Raw genomic sequence first — 16,611 nt, forward strand, 5'->3', positions numbered from 1 at the left:
CGGTCGCCATGATCTCCACCAAGACTTCACCAGCCTTGGGACCCTCAAGGTCAAGCTCGACAATCTCAAGTGGCTTCTTCGCTTCAAAGGCAACTGCTGCGCGCGTCTTCATGGTATTCGGGTCTCCCTATGACTGGAAACGGCTTTTCCATTAACCGCGCGGACACGCAAGCCTAGATTCCGGCATACCACTCATAGTCGCCCACATCTTCCCAATATCCACCTTTTCCACCATAGAATTTTGTCAGATCATCGGTCGCTTCGATACGCATGACATATTTGGCATGCTTATACCCCAGCTGCCGTTCGACACGCAGACGCACAGGTGCACCATATTTCACCGGCAGCGTCTCGCCATTCATGCCCCAGGCCAATATTGTTTGCGGGTGAAATGCGTCGATCAAATCGATGGATTCATAATAAGGCTGTGCGCCGTAACTGTCCGCACAATGAAACACGATATATTTGGCGCGCGCCGACAAACCTGCCTGCTGTAACAACAGGCGCAGCGGTGTGCCCTGCCATTTTGCAATCGCGCTCCAACCCTCAACACAGTCATGCCGTGTTATCTGAGTGCGCGACGGCATTGCGCGCAGCGTTTCCAAACTGACATCCATCGGGTTGGCCACCATGCCATCAATACGCAGCGTCCAGTCGGCAAACTTAGTGCCAACATGCGCCAGATATTCCGCCGAGGTGCCTGTGAGTGAGCCATTGGTTTTGAAGATAGGCGAAATGTCGGATGCAGGAAATTCCGGCGCAAGCGCCGCCCTATCCATCAGGCTTCTGTGCACCGTCTGATTCAACGCTTCAGCTGCGCGCAATGCCGATCGAAAGGTGTCGCTTTCATTCAACGCATCGCAACCGCTCAGGATCAACGCGCTGCCGCCCAAAGTTGCGCCGCGCAAAAGTGCCCGCCGCCCGATGATATCGCGGCCATCCTTCATGACGTCATCGCTGTCGGGTTGCTGTCCGGTGCCTGAGCAACTTTGCCCGTAATCATGGAACGGATTCCGTTGATTGGACCGGACAGCAACACCATGACCAGATGCACCAGCACAAAAATCGCCAAAAGCGCCGCGCATATAAAGTGGATCGAACGCGCCGATTGGCGACCGGCAAATATGTCATGCAGCCATGGCAGGGCTGCGTTCATAGCCGGTGACATGGCAAGGCCGGTGAAGATCATCAGCGGCAACAAAATGAAAATCACGCCGACATAACTGAACTTTTGCAGGACATTATATGTCCCTGCATTGTGCGCATCAAAGTGCAGTTGGGCATGGTTTTTAATATCGCGCCATATATGCTTTGGGGCCCATTCTGCCTTGCGGATATGCAAATGCTGGCGGATGTGGCCGTTCAACAACGATGCCGCCATGAAGCCAGTCAACCCAAATGCGAACAGCCATGCAAAGGCAAAATGCCAACGCCGTGCTGCGCCGAGATTGTACCGGGTGGGAATCGTTGCCCATCCGGGGAAGGCCACGCGGCGAACTTTATCGTCGGCGCCCAACGACAATCCCAATAGGCCCGTTGTCTCAAGCGTCGTCGAACCGATTTTCACAAATCCAGTTGTTCTTGTATCGTCAATTTCCAACCATGCGCGGTCTTCGCGCGATCCATATTCGCCCCAATATAAACGCGGATGCGCATTGAAAATCATCAGGCCACTCATCAGCAAAACCGTCAGCGTAATTGCGTTCAGCCAATGCCAAATCCGTGTGGTGGCTCTGTGCCGCTGCGCCATCTTGTTCGCCATGCACCGTCTTTCCCACGATTGAACTCACAGCCGACCCCATTTATGGAGACGCATCTATGTATCTGAAAAATATTAGAATTTTTCACCCGTCAGGCGCTGACACAGCATGTCGAGTTGGTCTAGGCTGCCATATTCAAACGTCACCGCGCCCGCGCCCGTGGCATTTTTCTGAGCGATTCGGACGGTCAGGCCCAACAGGTCGCCCAAATGGGTTTCGACGGCCCGAATATCCGCATTGTCGCTTGGGCCCGTGCTTTTGCCTTTTTTAGCGGTTGGCGCGCGTTCTTTTTGCACAAGCGCTTCCGTAGCGCGGACCGACAGGCCGTTCTTGATGACCAGCATGGCCAATGGCACCGCATTCTCGCTGCCCAACAAAGCGCGGGCATGCCCCATGGTCAATTTCTCTTCGATGACCAGATCGCGCAACGGCAAAGGCAAATCGAGCAGGCGCATCATATTCGCAACATGGCTGCGTGACTTGTGCACCAGCTCCGCCAGCTCCGCCGCACTATGCCCGAACACATCGGTCAGCTTTTTATACGCTTCGGCTTCTTCGATCGGATTGAGATCCTGACGCTGGATATTTTCCAACAATGCAATTTCAAGCGTTTCGGCATCGTCAAAATTGCGCACGATCGCAGGCAAATCGTGCAACTGAACCCGCTGCGCTGCGCGCCAACGGCGTTCGCCGGCGACAATTTGGTAGCCATCGTTAAACGGACGCACGACTATAGGTTGAATCACGCCATGCTTTGCAATGCTGGCCGCCAACTCATTCAGCTTATCGTCGGAAAAATGGCGGCGCGGCTGATCGGGATTTGGGCGTATCTCGGAAACGGCAATTGTCATGACGCCAACGCTACGGGAATCGACATTTCCGGACGCGCGCGCAGAAGCGGGATCGCCGCGCAATGCTTCACCAAGTAAAGCGTCCAGGCCACGACCCAATCCCATTTTTTTCTTCAATGGGGATTTTTCAGATGGATTATCATTCGTCACGCTGCGAGCTCCCGGGCCGGTAGGCGGCCAATCAATTCTCTTGCCAATTTCATATACGCCTCTGAACCCGAACAGCGATGGTCGTACACCAACGCAGGCAGTCCATGGCTTGGTGCCTCCGACAAACGTACGTTGCGCGGGATGACTGTTTTAAACACCAGATCGCCCAAGCAACTGCGCACGTCATCCGCAACTTGTTCTGTCAGCTTGTTGCGTTTGTCGTACATGGTCAACGCAACACCCATGATCGTCAGCGCCGGGTTAAACCGGCCCTGAATGCGCTCAACGGTTTGTAATAGCTGACTTAAACCTTCCAACGCGAAAAATTCGCACTGCAGCGGGACAAGCAATGAGTCGACCGCGACGAGCGCGTTGATTGTGATGAGCCCAAGCGACGGCGGGCAATCAATGATGCAGATATCCCAGTTGGCATCCGATTTGTCGAAAGCTGCCTTTAACCGCCCGGTGCGGTCCGCATATTCGACCAGTTCAATTTCAGCGCCCGACAGATCAACCGTCGCGGGGACCATGTCGAGATTGGGAATCAAGGTCGGAATGGCCGCATCCTTCAACGAGGCGTCACCTAGCAAAAGATCGTAGCTGCTGTGGACGCGCTGCGCTTGTTTCAGGCCCAGACCGGTGGACGCGTTCCCTTGGGGATCCAGATCGACCAGCACGCACCGCCAACCGCTCGCCGCCAATGCAGTAGCCAAGTTGATAGCCGTGGTGGTCTTGCCAACGCCGCCCTTCTGATTTGCCACTGCAATTCGGATCATGGTTTTTGTCCCTTTGCCCCGGCGTTGCCGCCACCTGTACGCTTACCAGCCAATGTACCGACAAGAATACCGGCATCTGCATCGGTTATGCTTTGTTTAACGCTAAACGCGCCATCCCAGACTGTTTTGACGTCGTCCCACTCTGCAGCTGCGTTACGCCCCTTTGGCAGCAGCCACAAAGTATTATTATGAGAGAAACGCGCCGCCAGTTCAAACAATTTGGGCAAGGGCGCAAATGCCCGCGCACTGATGACCGAAAATGGGGTGGTTTTCATGCGCTCCAGCGGCATGCCCATGACCGTGACACGGCCACCAATATCCAGCATTTCCACCGCACGCTGCAAATATTCTATGCGCCGTGCGCGCGACTCCACAAGCGTGACCTCAAAATCCGTGAGCAACGCAATAATCAACCCGGGGAAGCCCGCGCCAGACCCAAGGTCCAACCATTTGGTTTCAGGCATGCTCTGATCCATGAAGGTCAGCAACTGCGCACTGTCGACGATATGGCGCGACCAAATATCTTCTATGGTCGATGCCGCAATGAGATTCTGGCTGGCCGACTCGCGTTTCAGGAACGCAACGAACGCGTCGAGCGATTCCATTGTTTCACGTGAAACACCCAAGGATGTCGTCAGCCACTCTTTCGCTTCAGCTTCGGTCATGCGGCTTCCGTCACCGCGCTGCGGGCTCTTTTGGCGTGGACCAATATGGCAGCCAGTGCCGCTGGCGTAATGCCACGAAGGCGCGACGCAGCAGCCAAATTTTCGGGCTTTGCGCTTTGCAACTTCTCCACCATCTCATTGGAGAGTCCTGCGATAGCGGCATAATCAACATTGCTGGCCAGCATTATCTTCTCATTTGCGGCGATATCTTGAATCTCGGCTTCCTGCCGCGCGAGATATGGTGCGTAGCGACCATCCTGCTCAATCTCTAACAGAAGCTCACGCGGCCATTCGGCGCTATCTGCGTCCAACAAGTCCATGATCGATACATGGGGGAAACGCAGCCATTCGAGCTTCGACATTTTGCCTGCATCGGGTTTGACCGGCACACCCTGCTTCATCAACACATCGGCGCTTATGTGCGTCGACATCATATCGAGCACTGTCGCCTTCGTCTGCGCTCTGTGGTTGAATGCATCCATACGGCCCTTGCCAACGGCACCCGCTTCAATCGCCATTGGCGTGAGCCGCGTATGCGCATTGTCAGACCGAAGCCTTAAGCGATATTCAGCGCGTGCCGTGAGCATCCTGTACGGCTCGGTAACGCCCTGCAGCGTGAGATCATCAATCATCACCGCAATATAGCTGTTGGTGCGGTCCATGGCGGGCATGGGCCGGTCCAGAAATTTGCACGCAGCGCCCAACCCGGCAACCAATCCCTGTGCCGCGGCCTCTTCATATCCCGTTGTGCCATTGATCTGACCCGCGCAATATAGTCCTTCAAAACCGCGCACGGCGAGGGTGGAATCGAGACAACGCGGGTCGATATAATCATATTCAACGGCGTAACCCGGAACGATGATTTCGCATTGCTCAAGGCCCGCCATCGACTTGACCATGGATTCCTGAATATCTGTGGGCAGCGAGGTCGATATGCCATTGGGGTACACCAAATGGCTGTCTAAACCTTCGGGTTCCAAGAATATTTGGTGGCCATCACGATCGCCGAAGCGGAATATTTTGTCTTCAATGGACGGACAATATCGTGGACCCCTGCCCTCAATATCACCGCCAAATAAGGGCGAACGGTCCAAACCACTGCGGATGATGTCATGTGTCACCGCGTTGGTGCGCGTCATGGCGCAGAATATCTGGGGCACCGTGCGCCGCTGATTTGAAAAGGACATCGTCCAATCATCATCATCGGATGGCTGCTCTTCCAGCATTGCCCAGTTAATGGTCCGGCCATCAATGCGGGGCGGTGTGCCGGTTTTTAGCCGCGCTATTGGCAACGCCGCATCGCGCAGCTGCTTGGACAACAGCATTGCGGACGCTTCGCCCACTCTTCCGCCTTCAAAGCGCTCTTCACCCCGAAACAGCTTTCCACCCAAAAACGTACCGGTCGCCAGAATGACCGCCGAGGATGTGATGATGGAGCCATCGCCAAGGACCAAGCCGCCGACTGTGTTGGACGACCCAGGAATGAGGTGGAGCGCCGCGGCCTCAGCCTGCACTATCGTCAAATGCGCAATTTGTCCGAGTTGGCGCTGGATAGATGCCTTAAACAAGGACCGGTCTGCCTGAACCCGAGGCCCCTGAACCGCCGCGCCCTTAGACGCGTTGAGCATGCGGTAATGGATCGCCGCATCATCTGCCGCCCGAGCAATAAGACCGTCAAACGCGTCGACTTCACGCACGAGATGCCCTTTTCCAAGGCCACCGATTGCCGGATTGCATGACATCGCACCGATCATGCTTTTGTCGAAGCTCACAAGCGCAACGCGAACACCCATACGCGCGGCGACAGCTGCGGCTTCAGTTCCCGCGTGCCCTCCGCCCACTACAATGATGTCGAAATCGGTTGTCATAGGTCGCGCATAGCGGAACAAGTCGCATCGGTCAAAACTCTGCGTGGGATTGTTTCACGTGAAACAGCAGGTCATTTTCCGACGCAGAATTTGCCAAATAAAGTATCCAGCAGTTCTTCGGTATGGGCGCGACCCGTCAATGCGTCCAAAGCCAAGCGCGCTTGCCGCAAGCACTCTGCGACGATCAGCCAGTCGTCAGTCGCCTGACACGCACCAAGCGCATCTGCGCAGTCTGCGAGCAGCGCCCGTTGACGCTGGTTCACCGAAAACTGGTCGGGCGGCGGCAAAAGCTTTTTCGCGATATCCGCAACGGCCGTTTTTAGATCGGCCATGCCAAATCCTGAGACGGCCGACACCTGAATAGCCACATCCGATTTTTTTAGGCCATCTGGGCTATCCGACTTGGCCGCCACTTCAATGATGTGCGGATGGTCTGGCCCAGTAGCTTCGGGCCCAAGCCATAATAGGATATCCGCGCCCTGCATCGCGGCCTGACTTCGGTCGATGCCCATACGCTCAATGACATCGTCGGTATGATCCCGTATCCCTGCAGTATCCGTAAAGACGAACGCGATGCCATCAATCCCAACAGGCACTTCGATCATATCACGGGTGGTGCCGGCAATATCCGACACGATCGCCGCGTCACGTTCGACCAAGGCGTTCAACAATGTCGACTTGCCGCAATTGGGTGGACCACCCAGTACGACGCGCAACCCATCCTTTAATTTTTCCGCAGCGGGGTTGGATAATATGCGTTCGATTTCGCGTTGAATATTTGCACAAGACACTGATATTGAATGATTATTTTGTAAATCTACATCAGACTCATCCGAAAAATCAAGTTCAGCCTCGGTCAGCGCGGACAGTTGGAGAACCTCTTGCCGCCATGCTTCGATCGCTGCGCTAAAACTACCGCCAAACATCAACGTTGCGGATTTGCGCTGCCACTCGGTCTCTGCCGATAGCAAATCAGCAAGACCCTCGGCCTCGTTCAGATCAAGCCGGCCATTGGCAAATGCTCGCCGCGTAAACTCGCCAGCCTCCGCCGCGCGCACATCCGGAAACTGTGCAATGGATTTTTCGACGGCACGAACGACGGCGCGTCCACCATGAATATGAAGCTCAGCGAGATCCTCACCCGTGGCACTATCGGGACCCGGAAAGAGCAGGACAAGCGCTTGGTCGAGTGTCTCCCCACTGTCTGGCGCCCGTAATATAGCCAGAGATGCGCGCCGCGGCTTTGGTGTCCGCCCCGCAAGCCCGCGGACCACATCAAACGCCGCGGGGCCGCTGATGCGAATAATCGCTATGGCAGCCGGCGGCGCACCGCTGGACAGTGCAAAAATAGTATCGGTGGCGGACATCAGGGTGCTATTTTTTGTCTTTGCTGCTCACGCCCGACATGGCGGCCTTTGCACCGGTTTCGATCAGTTGTTGAAACAGCTGCAATCCCATTTGTCCCATTGGCGCGATTTGCTTGCCAAGTTCCTGCAGCTGGTCGATGCCGCCGGCGCCGTTCATCAGGTTCGTGACCTTTTCAACATAGGCCTCATTCGCCTTGGTCACATCGGGTAAACCCAAAAGCGCTCGGGCCTCTTCTGGCGAACAGTCGATCTCTATGTTCATCTTCATGGCCGGGACTCTCCTCTTGATGGTATGACATAGTATAAAGACAACATCGAATCACGCAATTGCGGAGAATGTCCGCACAGGAGCAAGATATGGGCGACATGATAAAGATTGCAGCATTGAATGAAGATGCCTTGTTTCCGGCATATCTCGCCGCTCCGGTTGGCGCAGCGAAAGCGGCTATCATCGTCATACCTGAAATATTCGGTGTAAATGCGGGCATTCGCCAAAAATGCGATCGCTTAGCTAATGACGGATATCTGGCGATTGCACCCGACATTTTCTGGCGTTTCGCACCCGGCGTTGAACTTAATCCCGATGTGGAAGCGCAGCTTCAAGAAGCGTTCGGCTATTTTGGCCAATATGATGCCGATGACGGCGTCAAAGACATTGAGGCTGCTATTCACGCAATACGGGGCGGCATTTCAGGGCACGCCCCCGTTCAAAAAGTCGGCTGCGTTGGCTACTGCCTGGGGGGACGACTGGCCTATATGGCGGCGACACGCACGGACATTAGCGCTTCGGTTGGCTATTATGGCGTCATGATTGATCAGATGCTCGGTGAGAGCCATGCGATTGCCCATCCACTCATGCTGCATATCCCGACCGCAGACCATTTTGTCGGTCCAGAGGCGCAGGCGGCGATCCATGCAGGACTTGGCAATCACCCGAAGGTGACTTTGCACGATTATGAAGGACTCGACCATGGCTTTGCCGCCGAGATGGGCAACCGCCGCAACGAAGCTGGCGCGGCATTGGCCGATTCACGCACAGCCGCGTTTTTTGCAGAGCATCTAAGTTGAGGGCTATCTGACGATCGTCAGATGCCCTCAAAAATTAGCGGCTGATCAGCGCGATGACGTAGCTGCCAACGCCCAAATCGGGGTCGGTCCAGCCTTCATAGATCATCTTGCCAGCAACATAGACAATCACAGCCATGCCCAGCCATGCAATCCATTTATAGCGTTCGATATATTGGGCGATGATGTTCGCAGCGACGCCCATGAGCGCAACGGCAAAGATCAAACCAACAATCATGATGCCCGGATGATCCTTGGCAGCGCCTGCAACGGCCAGAACATTGTCGAGGCTCATCGATACATCGGCAACCGCAACGGCCCATGCCGCAGCCGCAAAGCTTTTGGCAGCTGGAATACCGCTATTTTCGTCGCCTAAAATTTCAGGAGAGCCAGGCGATTCCGTTGCTTCGCTGCGTTGAAGGTCGCGGTACATTTTCCACGCAACCCAGATCAGCAACAATCCGCCGACGAAGATGAGGCCAATGACACCCATCAACAAATTGACCATCAACGCAAACACCACACGCAAAACCAGCGCAGCGATGACCCCGATGAAAATGACCTTTTTGCGCTGTTCCGGAGGCAGACCGGCGGCCAAAGCACCAACAACAATCGCATTGTCACCCGCAAGCACAAGGTCAAGCAAGATGACCGACCCCAAAGCGGTCCACGCGCTCGTGGTGTTCAGATTGGAGAAGTCATTGACGATATGACCCCAAATTTCGGCAGGTCCGCCAAGTGACATCGCCGATGACGCGGTCGCAATTAAAAATTCAAACATCATGATGTCGCCTATCGCTTACTGATTCATGGAATCGAAGAAGTCTTCGTTGGTCTTCGAATCCTTCATCTTGTCGAGCAGGAATTCCATCGCATCGATGGTGCCCATTTGCATAAGGATGCGGCGCAGGACCCACATTTTCTTGAGCTTGCCTTCCTCGACCAGCAATTCTTCCTTACGCGTGCCGGACTTGCCGACATCCAGCGCTGGGAAGATACGCTTATCCGCGACCTTACGATCGAGCACGATTTCAGAGTTGCCAGTACCCTTGAACTCTTCAAAAATAACTTCATCCATGCGGCTGCCGGTATCGATCAGCGCGGTTGCGATGATGGACAAGGAACCACCTTCTTCGATGTTCCGGGCCGCGCCGAAGAAGCGCTTTGGACGTTGTAATGCGTTCGCATCGACACCGCCGGTCAACACCTTGCCCGATGATGGAACGACCGTGTTGTAGGCACGGCCAAGGCGCGTGATAGAATCGAGCAAGATGACCACATCATGCTTATGCTCAACCAGACGCTTTGCTTTTTCTATAACCATTTCAGCGACTTGCACGTGACGGGTCGCGGGTTCGTCGAAGGTGGAGGAAACAACCTCACCCTTCACCGAACGCTGCATATCGGTGACTTCTTCTGGACGTTCGTCGATCAACAATACGATCAAGAATACTTCAGGATGGTTTTCGGTAATGGCGCGGGCGATATTTTGCAGCAACACGGTTTTACCCGTACGCGGCGGCGCAACGATAAGCGCGCGTTGGCCCTTACCTTGCGGGCTGACAATATCGATAACGCGTGCGGACTTGTCCTTCACCGTTGGATCAAGCGAGTCCAAAGTTAGCTTCGAATCCGGATAAAGCGGCGTCAGGTTATCGAAGTTAACGCGATGACGGACGGCGTCCGGATCATCAAAGTTGATCTTCATCACCTTGGTCAGGGCAAAATAACGTTCGCCATCTTTTGGCGCACGAATTTCGCCTTCAACGGTGTCACCGGTGCGCAGACCAAATTGGCGGACCATGTTTGGCGAAACGTAAATATCGTCTGGACCCGCCAGATAGTTTGCTTCTGGCGAGCGCAAGAAACCAAAGCTGTCGGGCAGAACCTCAATCGTACCAAGACCCATGATCTGCTCACCATCTTCGGCCAGCTCTTTCAGGATAGCAAACATGAGATCCTGTTTGCGCAAGGTCGACGCGCCCTCGACACCAAGCTCTTCAGCCATCGATACGAGGTCAGCGGGGTTTTTGCTTTTCAGCTCTTTCAAATGCATAGGTAATTCCGTTGAATGGACCATTGGCCCCGATTGCAGGTGGACATTTGTCCGATTGAGAGCCGGTTTTTAAAAAGACAACCGACAAGATGTTGAAAGTTGGTGGCGCGGTTGTTGTTGAGGTCGCGCCTCACGCCCAGGACGGGCTTGGGTTCGCAAATACTCCGCGATGCGTGCGCCGTCAACTGTTCTGCAAAAACGCGTGGCGTAATGTTTAGAATGGTTTGGCCACGACCAATATAACGATGATGGCGGCCGCAATGCCCGGCACTTCGTTCAACAGGCGTAATTGCTTGCCCGTCAGCTTCCGTTCGCCGCGTGCGAGCTTCTTTGCATAACCAACAATCCAGCCATGATATCCGGACAGGCCCAGCACGAAGAGCAATTTGGCATGGAACCAGCCTTCCGCCATCGCACCGATATGCCAAGCCAGAAATAGTCCCACCACCCAGACAATGATGATGGATGGATTGAGGATGATTTTGATAAGCTTGGACTCTCGGTCCACCCATTTGGCAGCCTCTTCAGACCCTTGCGCACTTTCCTGATGATAGACGAAAAAGCGCGGGAGCATAAACAGCCCCGCCATCCAGAAAATCACGAAAATGATATGGGCAGACTTTAACCAGATATACAGCACAGATAGCGTTTCCGTCATGACAACGGCCTTTATGGGTTAACCCTTGCGGACCAGTTTAAGAAGCATTTCGACATTTTCAATCGGCGTATCCGGCAAAATACCATGGCCGAGATTGAAGATATGGGGGCGGTCGGCAAATGCCGATAGAATATTGTCGGCGGCCTCTTTCAAGACCTGACCACCCGCAATCAGCGCGAGTGGATCAAGATTGCCCTGCACCGGAAGACCTTTTGGCAGCTCTCGGTTTGCCCAATGCGGATCAACCGTTTCATCCAATCCCAATGCATCAACGCCCGTACCTTCGGCATAAGCGGCAAGCTTTCCGCCCGCGCCTTTGGGAAAGCCAATGATGACTGCATTCGGATTGCGGGCTTTCAAACGGCGCACGATTTCCGCATTTGGCGCGATGACCCATTTTTGGAACTGTGCTGGCGACAAAGACCCCGCCCAGCTGTCAAACAACTGAACCGCATCAACGCCGGCATCAATTTGATTGCCGAGATAATCGACCGTTGCCGAAATAATCGCTTCGATCAGGCCAGCAAAACGCTCCGGCTCTGCATGGGCCATTCTGCGGGCCTCTGCTTGGTCTTTGCTACCCTGACCATGCACCATGTACGTAGCGACCGTCCACGGGCTTCCAGCGAAGCCCAGGAAGGTTGTTTCTGTTGGCAGGGCCGCCGATACTTTACGCACCGTGTCGATAACAGGCGCAAGCCGTTCAGGCGCTGGCACGAATTCTTCAAGCCGTGATTCCGCCAAGCGCGGTGCGAGCCTTGGGCCTTCACCGGTTTCAAACCACAGATCCTGTCCCATGGCGTGCGGAATGACGAGAATGTCGGAAAATAATATGGCGCCATCAAACCCAAAGCGCTTGATCGGCTGCAGCGTTATTTCCGTCGCGGCATCGCTGTCATACGCAAGCGCCAGAAACCCGCCCTTTTCAGCGCGAAGGGCGCGATATTCTGGAAGATAACGGCCTGCCTGTCGCATGAGCCAAATAGGCGGAACCGCTTCTTGGTTGCCTTTAAGAACGTTAAGCAGTTTTTTCGAGGCTTGCGCTGACATAAGCGGCAGAGATCCAATCAAAATATATATTTATATAAAGGATGATGAAAGATGATGTGCTGTTGATATCGCAGGCCTTAAAAGCTTTTGCGGATATTGCCAACATCTTGACGTCCAACGCCAAACGCAATCCAACGGAGTCGCACATTCCATCCCCATTATTCACAGGCTGTGGATAGGCAATTGCCCCTGTGGATAGGCTGTGCCCGAATCGAAAGGTTATTCGGCGATAGTGGGGAAGATAGGGTGGGTGAAAACTTGTCCCTTGATTTATCCCCAGCCTACCAACAAGACTGTGAGTCATGAGCCAACGTTTTCATCTTCATCTGCTTTCGGACTCCACAGGCGAGACGCTTGAAAACATTGCGAAGGCCGCATTGGCGCAGTTTGATGGCGCCGAGAATGTCGTAAAGCATTTTTGGCCGATGGTTCGTTCGGAAAGCCATCTCGACCGTATATTGCGCGACGTCGCGACCAACCCTGGCCTTGTTCTGTTCACATTGGTCAACCGTGACACGCGGCGCAAGCTGGAAACACGATGCCGTGCGATGGGTTTACCAGCGGTTGCTGCGCTTGATGCGGTGAGTGACGCCTTGTCGAATATGCTTGGGCAAGAGGCAAAGGCCCGGCCGGGCCGACAGCACGCGATGGACGCAGCCTATTTTGCCCGCGTTGATGCTATCCAATTTACCATCGCCCATGACGACGGCATCAATGCGCAAAATTGGGAAGAGGCCGATATCGTCCTTGCCGGCGTATCACGGACATCCAAAACGCCAACGAGCATTTATCTGGCCAACCGCGGATATAAGACCGCGAATATCCCCATCGTCCCCGAAGCACCGCCGCCACCGATATTGTTTCAATTGAAACACCCGATGGTGATTGGCCTTGTCACCAGCGCCGAACGGCTGGTTCAGGTACGGCGCAATCGTCTGCTTTCTTTGAATCAGGCGCCCGACACCGATTATGTCGATGAGGATAAGGTAAAGGCAGAAGTCGCGCATGCGCGGCGTATGTTTGCCGATAATGGCTGGCCGGTGCTGGATGTAACGCGGCGTTCGATTGAGGAAAGTGCCGCTGCGATCATCAACCTGTTCAATGAACGCGAACTGGCCGAGGCGGCAAAAATATGACCCTCATCCTCGCGTCACAAAGCGCCGGGCGGATCGCGATGTTGCGCGCTGCGGGCGTTGATGTTGAATCGTGCCCTGCGCTGGTTGATGAAGACAGCATCAAAACGGCGCTCATGCAATCGGGCGCCAAACCGCGCGATATTGCCGATGCACTTGCCGAAGCCAAGGCGCTCAAAATATCACGCAAACAGCCGACCGCGATGGTGCTTGGCTGTGACCAAATATTGGTGAGTGCCGACGGAAAAATCTTTGATAAGCCCGAAGATAAAAACCAAGCACGCGCACATCTGGCGGCATTGTCGGGCGCATCGCACAGGCTGATAAGTGCAGCGGTCATATGCGAACAAGGAAAGCCCGTCTGGCGGATTGTCGACAGCGCGCAGATGACAATGCGCACGCTCAGCGCCGCATTTATCGACCAATATGTCGACGCATATTGGGATGAAATACGGCATTGTGTGGGCTGCTATCGTATTGAAGCCGAAGGCGCGCAATTATTTGCCAGCGTAAGCGGCAGCCAATTCACGATAATTGGCATGCCCTTGCTTCCCATTCTTGACTATCTGCGGGTGAGAGGTTTTTTGCCGACATGACTATTTATGCCGAAGTTATCGGGCACCCGATTTCACATTCTAAATCACCGCTGATCCACGGCCATTGGCTGCGGCTTTTGGGATTATCGGGGGAATATCGGGCGCATGACGTGCTGCCCGAAAATCTGGAGCAATATTTTGCAACCCGCGCAGCCGATGCCAATTGGCGCGGATGCAACATCACCATACCCCATAAGATTGCGGCGCTGGATTTTGTGAGCGACCCGGGGGACGTTCGTGCGTCTATCGGTGCCATCAACACGGTATTCCGCAATGAATCGGGCGCTTTGGTTGCAACCAACACCGACGCAGGCGGCTTTTATGGCCCAATCGCAGATGTGCCTATCGCGGGTGAAACCGCAGTCGTGATCGGTGCTGGCGGAGCTGCGCGCGCGGTGCTTTTTGCTTTGGCCCAAGCAGACGTTGGCGAAGTGGTTCTCGTGGCGCGCAATGCCTTGAAGGCTGCGGGCTTGCTGGCCCATTTTGGCCTGAAGGGCAAAGTGATTGGATTTGACGCACGGCTACCCGATGCTGCCTTGCTCGTGAACGCAAGCCCGCTGGGTATGGTTGGGCAAGAGGCACTTGATATCGACCTGTCGCCGTTGCCAGAGCATGCGCTGGTCTATGATCTGGTATATGCGCCCATTGAAACGCCGTTGCTAAAGGCTGCGCGCGCACGAGATTTGGAAACGGTCGACGGGCTTGAAATGCTTGTGGGTCAGGCCGCCATAGCCTTTGAATTATTCTTCGGTGTTGCCCCACCAGAAGAAGGCGAAGATGAACTGCGCGCGTTGCTTTTGAAATGAACAAGCCGCTTATCATTGGGCTCACAGGCTCTATCGGCATGGGGAAATCGGCGGTGGCGGCGATGTTCGCGGATGAAGGCGTTCCTGTTTTTGACGCTGATGCTGCTGTGCATGATATGCAAAAGGCGGGCGGCGCGCTTGTCGCAGAAATTGAGGCGGCTTTTCCCGGAACCACCACTGCCGATGGTGTCGACCGCAAGGCGTTGGGCGCGGCGGTTTTTGGCAATCGCGACCAGCTCGCAAAACTCGAATCGCTTATCCACCCTGCGGTGGCCGAACGCCGCAAAGCGTTTCTCATGGGCCACCAAGACGCTGATATGGTCGTGTTCGATATACCCTTATTGTTTGAAAAGGGCGGACAAGCGGGCGTCGATGTGACCGTGGTGGTATCCGCGCCCGTGCCCGATCAACGCGCGCGGGTGCTCGCACGCCCCGGCATGGTCCCCGAAAAATTCGAACAGATATTAAAGCTGCAAATGCCGGATGCCGACAAGCGCGCGCGCGCCGATTATGTCATTGATACTGGACAGGATATTGCAGCAACGCGTGAAGATGTGCGCGCACTTGTCAAAAAGCTGCGCGTGGGTCTTGCATAAGGCTGCAAAGAGGCTCACATCTCATCATAGAATGCGTGAAATTATATTCGATACCGAAACGACTGGATTTGACCCCGCAACCGGGGATCGCATGGTCGAAATCGGCTGCATTGAAATGATCGGCCGGGTCATGACCGGCAATCATTATCACGCATATTTCAATCCGCTTCGCCCAATGCCCGCTGCCGCTGAGCAAGTGCATGGGCTTTCCGACCGCTTTTTGTCGGACAAGCCTGTTTTTGCGGACAAAGCGGATGAATTGCTCGCGTTTCTGGGTGACAGCCCATTGGTCGCGCATAATGCCAGTTTCGACTTCGGCTTTTTAAACCATGAATTGCAATATTGCGGACGCACACCCGTTTCGATGGACCGCATGGTGGACACCGTCGCACTTGCACGCGTTAAAAACCCTGGCGCCAAGCTATCGCTGGATGCCTTGTGTTCGCGTTACGGCATCGACCGCAGCCACCGTGTCAAACATGGCGCTTTGTTGGACGCAGAGCTGCTGGCGCAATTATATATTGAGCTCACCGGCGGCCGGCAAATTGGTCTTGGCCTCGCCGATAATGGCGTTTCGGATAAAGTTGTCGATCAAACCGACGATAGCAGCGTTCAGACAAGCAAAATTTTCCGGCCCGCGCGCGCGCATTCGGCTTCGACAGAAGAATTGGTGCGCCATGCGGATTTTGTAGCGAAGATTAAAGACGCGCTTTGGCTTCAGACGGGGTCATCGCTTTAACAAAGGAGACAGGCAATGGATATCAGGGTTTCAGGACATCAGGTCGACACCGGTGCAGCACTCCAGACCCATGTGGAAACACGGCTTGGATCCATTGCTGAAAAACATTTCTCAAAAGCGTTATCTGCGCATGCGATATTTGGCCGCGCGCCGCATGATGGCTTCACCAGTGACATTGTGATGCACGTGATGCAGGGCCTTGTCCTGAAAGGCCGAGGTGAGGCGCAGGACGCGCATGTCGCCTTGGACCGTGCTGCCGAACGCATTGAAAAACAATTGCGCCGTTATATGCGCCGCCTGCAGGACCGCCATGTCCAGACGGCCTATGCGGTGGCGCAGGAAGAAGCAGCCTATACGGTCTTTGACAGCAGTGACGACGATCTGGAGACAGCGGCACCCGACGCACCAGTAATTGTCGCTGAGATGCGGACCGATATCCCTGAATCTACGGTGTCGGATGCGGTTATGTTGATGG

Annotated in this window: 19 protein-coding genes and 1 pseudogene; 7 read left to right on the top strand and 13 right to left on the bottom strand. The window is 54.7% G+C overall.

Annotated elements, in window-relative coordinates:
• From ACIQZK_RS09470 to ACIQZK_RS09510, 9 genes and pseudogenes are all read right to left on the bottom strand, one after another.
• A pseudogene (locus ACIQZK_RS09470) lies at positions 1–112 on the bottom strand (S-(hydroxymethyl)glutathione dehydrogenase); the annotation flags it as partial.
• A 61-nt stretch (positions 113–173) separates the two neighbouring features.
• Positions 174–947, bottom strand: a complete 774-nt coding sequence (locus ACIQZK_RS09475) for a molybdopterin-dependent oxidoreductase (RefSeq protein WP_397575913.1) — start codon at positions 945–947, stop codon at positions 174–176.
• On the bottom strand, positions 944–1,762 hold the full coding sequence (locus tag ACIQZK_RS09480; protein ID WP_397575914.1) for a cytochrome b/b6 domain-containing protein: 819 nt from the start codon (positions 1,760–1,762) through the stop codon (positions 944–946). Before ACIQZK_RS09480 ends, ACIQZK_RS09475 begins: the two co-directional genes overlap by 4 nt.
• Before the next feature lie 72 nt (positions 1,763–1,834).
• Positions 1,835–2,716, bottom strand: coding sequence for a ParB/RepB/Spo0J family partition protein (locus ACIQZK_RS09485; RefSeq protein WP_397575926.1), 882 nt, complete (start codon positions 2,714–2,716; stop codon positions 1,835–1,837).
• A 41-nt stretch (positions 2,717–2,757) separates the two neighbouring features.
• Positions 2,758–3,537, bottom strand: a complete 780-nt coding sequence (locus ACIQZK_RS09490; protein WP_395636538.1) for a ParA family protein — start codon at positions 3,535–3,537, stop codon at positions 2,758–2,760.
• Positions 3,534–4,202, bottom strand: coding sequence for a 16S rRNA (guanine(527)-N(7))-methyltransferase RsmG (gene rsmG / locus ACIQZK_RS09495; RefSeq protein WP_397575915.1), 669 nt, complete (start codon positions 4,200–4,202; stop codon positions 3,534–3,536). Before rsmG ends, ACIQZK_RS09490 begins: the two co-directional genes overlap by 4 nt.
• Complete coding sequence (gene mnmG / locus ACIQZK_RS09500) at positions 4,199–6,070, bottom strand: tRNA uridine-5-carboxymethylaminomethyl(34) synthesis enzyme MnmG (protein ID WP_397575916.1); 1,872 nt, start codon at positions 6,068–6,070, stop codon at positions 4,199–4,201. Before mnmG ends, rsmG begins: the two co-directional genes overlap by 4 nt.
• Positions 6,071–6,141: 71 nt before the next feature.
• Entirely contained in the window at positions 6,142–7,437 is a 1,296-nt protein-coding gene (mnmE, locus tag ACIQZK_RS09505) for a tRNA uridine-5-carboxymethylaminomethyl(34) synthesis GTPase MnmE (protein WP_397575917.1), read from the bottom strand.
• Between the two features lie 7 nt (positions 7,438–7,444).
• Positions 7,445–7,705, bottom strand: coding sequence for a DUF6489 family protein (locus tag ACIQZK_RS09510; protein WP_306064574.1), 261 nt, complete (start codon positions 7,703–7,705; stop codon positions 7,445–7,447).
• Positions 7,706–7,794: 89 nt separating this feature from the next.
• Here ACIQZK_RS09510 and ACIQZK_RS09515 point away from each other — a divergent pair, with 89 nt between their 5' ends.
• Entirely contained in the window at positions 7,795–8,505 is a 711-nt protein-coding gene (locus tag ACIQZK_RS09515) for a dienelactone hydrolase family protein (protein ID WP_397575918.1), read from the top strand.
• 34 nt (positions 8,506–8,539) lie between these two features.
• On the opposite strand, the gene ACIQZK_RS09520 is transcribed toward ACIQZK_RS09515, so the two are convergent.
• From ACIQZK_RS09520 to hemE, 4 genes are all read right to left on the bottom strand, one after another.
• Complete coding sequence (locus ACIQZK_RS09520; protein ID WP_397575927.1) at positions 8,540–9,283, bottom strand: YjbE family putative metal transport protein; 744 nt, start codon at positions 9,281–9,283, stop codon at positions 8,540–8,542.
• Between the two features lie 18 nt (positions 9,284–9,301).
• Positions 9,302–10,558, bottom strand: coding sequence for a transcription termination factor Rho (gene rho, locus ACIQZK_RS09525; protein ID WP_183942086.1), 1,257 nt, complete (start codon positions 10,556–10,558; stop codon positions 9,302–9,304).
• 214 nt (positions 10,559–10,772) lie between these two features.
• Positions 10,773–11,216, bottom strand: a complete 444-nt coding sequence (locus ACIQZK_RS09530; RefSeq protein WP_397575919.1) for a CopD family protein — start codon at positions 11,214–11,216, stop codon at positions 10,773–10,775.
• A gap of 18 nt (positions 11,217–11,234) precedes the next feature.
• Entirely contained in the window at positions 11,235–12,266 is a 1,032-nt protein-coding gene (gene hemE, locus ACIQZK_RS09535; protein ID WP_397575920.1) for a uroporphyrinogen decarboxylase, read from the bottom strand.
• Between the two features lie 302 nt (positions 12,267–12,568).
• Here hemE and ACIQZK_RS09540 point away from each other — a divergent pair, with 302 nt between their 5' ends.
• The 6 genes from ACIQZK_RS09540 to hpf form a co-directional block, all read left to right on the top strand.
• Positions 12,569–13,402, top strand: a complete 834-nt coding sequence (locus ACIQZK_RS09540; RefSeq protein ID WP_397575921.1) for a pyruvate, water dikinase regulatory protein — start codon at positions 12,569–12,571, stop codon at positions 13,400–13,402.
• The gene (locus ACIQZK_RS09545) at positions 13,399–13,995 is read left to right on the top strand and encodes a Maf family protein (RefSeq protein WP_397575922.1); all 597 of its coding nucleotides are present in this window, start codon (positions 13,399–13,401) and stop codon (positions 13,993–13,995) included. The genes ACIQZK_RS09540 and ACIQZK_RS09545 overlap by 4 nt, the downstream gene beginning before the upstream one ends.
• Entirely contained in the window at positions 13,992–14,801 is an 810-nt protein-coding gene (gene aroE / locus ACIQZK_RS09550) for a shikimate dehydrogenase (RefSeq protein WP_397575923.1), read from the top strand. Before ACIQZK_RS09545 ends, aroE begins: the two co-directional genes overlap by 4 nt.
• Positions 14,798–15,397, top strand: a complete 600-nt coding sequence (gene coaE, locus ACIQZK_RS09555) for a dephospho-CoA kinase (protein WP_397575924.1) — start codon at positions 14,798–14,800, stop codon at positions 15,395–15,397. The genes aroE and coaE overlap by 4 nt, the downstream gene beginning before the upstream one ends.
• 31 nt (positions 15,398–15,428) lie before the next feature.
• Complete coding sequence (gene dnaQ / locus ACIQZK_RS09560; RefSeq protein ID WP_395634529.1) at positions 15,429–16,136, top strand: DNA polymerase III subunit epsilon; 708 nt, start codon at positions 15,429–15,431, stop codon at positions 16,134–16,136.
• Positions 16,137–16,151: 15 nt separating this feature from the next.
• The coding region (hpf, locus tag ACIQZK_RS09565) for a ribosome hibernation-promoting factor, HPF/YfiA family (RefSeq protein ID WP_397575925.1) at positions 16,152–16,611 on the top strand (460 nt) is incomplete at its 3' end.

Origin of the sequence: Sphingorhabdus sp., assembly GCF_044338195.1 — a bacterium.
Lineage (GTDB): Bacteria > Pseudomonadota > Alphaproteobacteria > Sphingomonadales > Sphingomonadaceae > Sphingorhabdus_B.

Bases quoted from the DNA above. Each gene is read 5' to 3' on its own strand.
- ACIQZK_RS09475 (WP_397575913.1), bottom strand. From the start codon at position 947: ATGAAGGATGGCCGCGATATCATCGGGCGGCGGGCACTTTTGCGCGGC.
- ACIQZK_RS09480 (WP_397575914.1), bottom strand. From the start codon at position 1,762: ATGGCGAACAAGATGGCGCAGCGGCACAGAGCCACCACACGGATTTGG.
- ACIQZK_RS09485 (WP_397575926.1), bottom strand. From the start codon at position 2,716: ATGGGATTGGGTCGTGGCCTGGACGCTTTACTTGGTGAAGCATTGCGC.
- ACIQZK_RS09490 (WP_395636538.1), bottom strand. From the start codon at position 3,537: ATGATCCGAATTGCAGTGGCAAATCAGAAGGGCGGCGTTGGCAAGACC.
- rsmG (WP_397575915.1), bottom strand. From the start codon at position 4,202: ATGACCGAAGCTGAAGCGAAAGAGTGGCTGACGACATCCTTGGGTGTT.
- mnmG (WP_397575916.1), bottom strand. From the start codon at position 6,070: ATGACAACCGATTTCGACATCATTGTAGTGGGCGGAGGGCACGCGGGA.
- mnmE (WP_397575917.1), bottom strand. From the start codon at position 7,437: ATGTCCGCCACCGATACTATTTTTGCACTGTCCAGCGGTGCGCCGCCG.
- ACIQZK_RS09510 (WP_306064574.1), bottom strand. From the start codon at position 7,705: ATGAAGATGAACATAGAGATCGACTGTTCGCCAGAAGAGGCCCGAGCG.
- ACIQZK_RS09515 (WP_397575918.1), top strand. From the start codon at position 7,795: ATGGGCGACATGATAAAGATTGCAGCATTGAATGAAGATGCCTTGTTT.
- ACIQZK_RS09520 (WP_397575927.1), bottom strand. From the start codon at position 9,283: ATGTTTGAATTTTTAATTGCGACCGCGTCATCGGCGATGTCACTTGGC.
- rho (WP_183942086.1), bottom strand. From the start codon at position 10,558: ATGCATTTGAAAGAGCTGAAAAGCAAAAACCCCGCTGACCTCGTATCG.
- ACIQZK_RS09530 (WP_397575919.1), bottom strand. From the start codon at position 11,216: ATGACGGAAACGCTATCTGTGCTGTATATCTGGTTAAAGTCTGCCCAT.
- hemE (WP_397575920.1), bottom strand. From the start codon at position 12,266: ATGTCAGCGCAAGCCTCGAAAAAACTGCTTAACGTTCTTAAAGGCAAC.
- ACIQZK_RS09540 (WP_397575921.1), top strand. From the start codon at position 12,569: ATGAGCCAACGTTTTCATCTTCATCTGCTTTCGGACTCCACAGGCGAG.
- ACIQZK_RS09545 (WP_397575922.1), top strand. From the start codon at position 13,399: ATGACCCTCATCCTCGCGTCACAAAGCGCCGGGCGGATCGCGATGTTG.
- aroE (WP_397575923.1), top strand. From the start codon at position 13,992: ATGACTATTTATGCCGAAGTTATCGGGCACCCGATTTCACATTCTAAA.
- coaE (WP_397575924.1), top strand. From the start codon at position 14,798: ATGAACAAGCCGCTTATCATTGGGCTCACAGGCTCTATCGGCATGGGG.
- dnaQ (WP_395634529.1), top strand. From the start codon at position 15,429: ATGCGTGAAATTATATTCGATACCGAAACGACTGGATTTGACCCCGCA.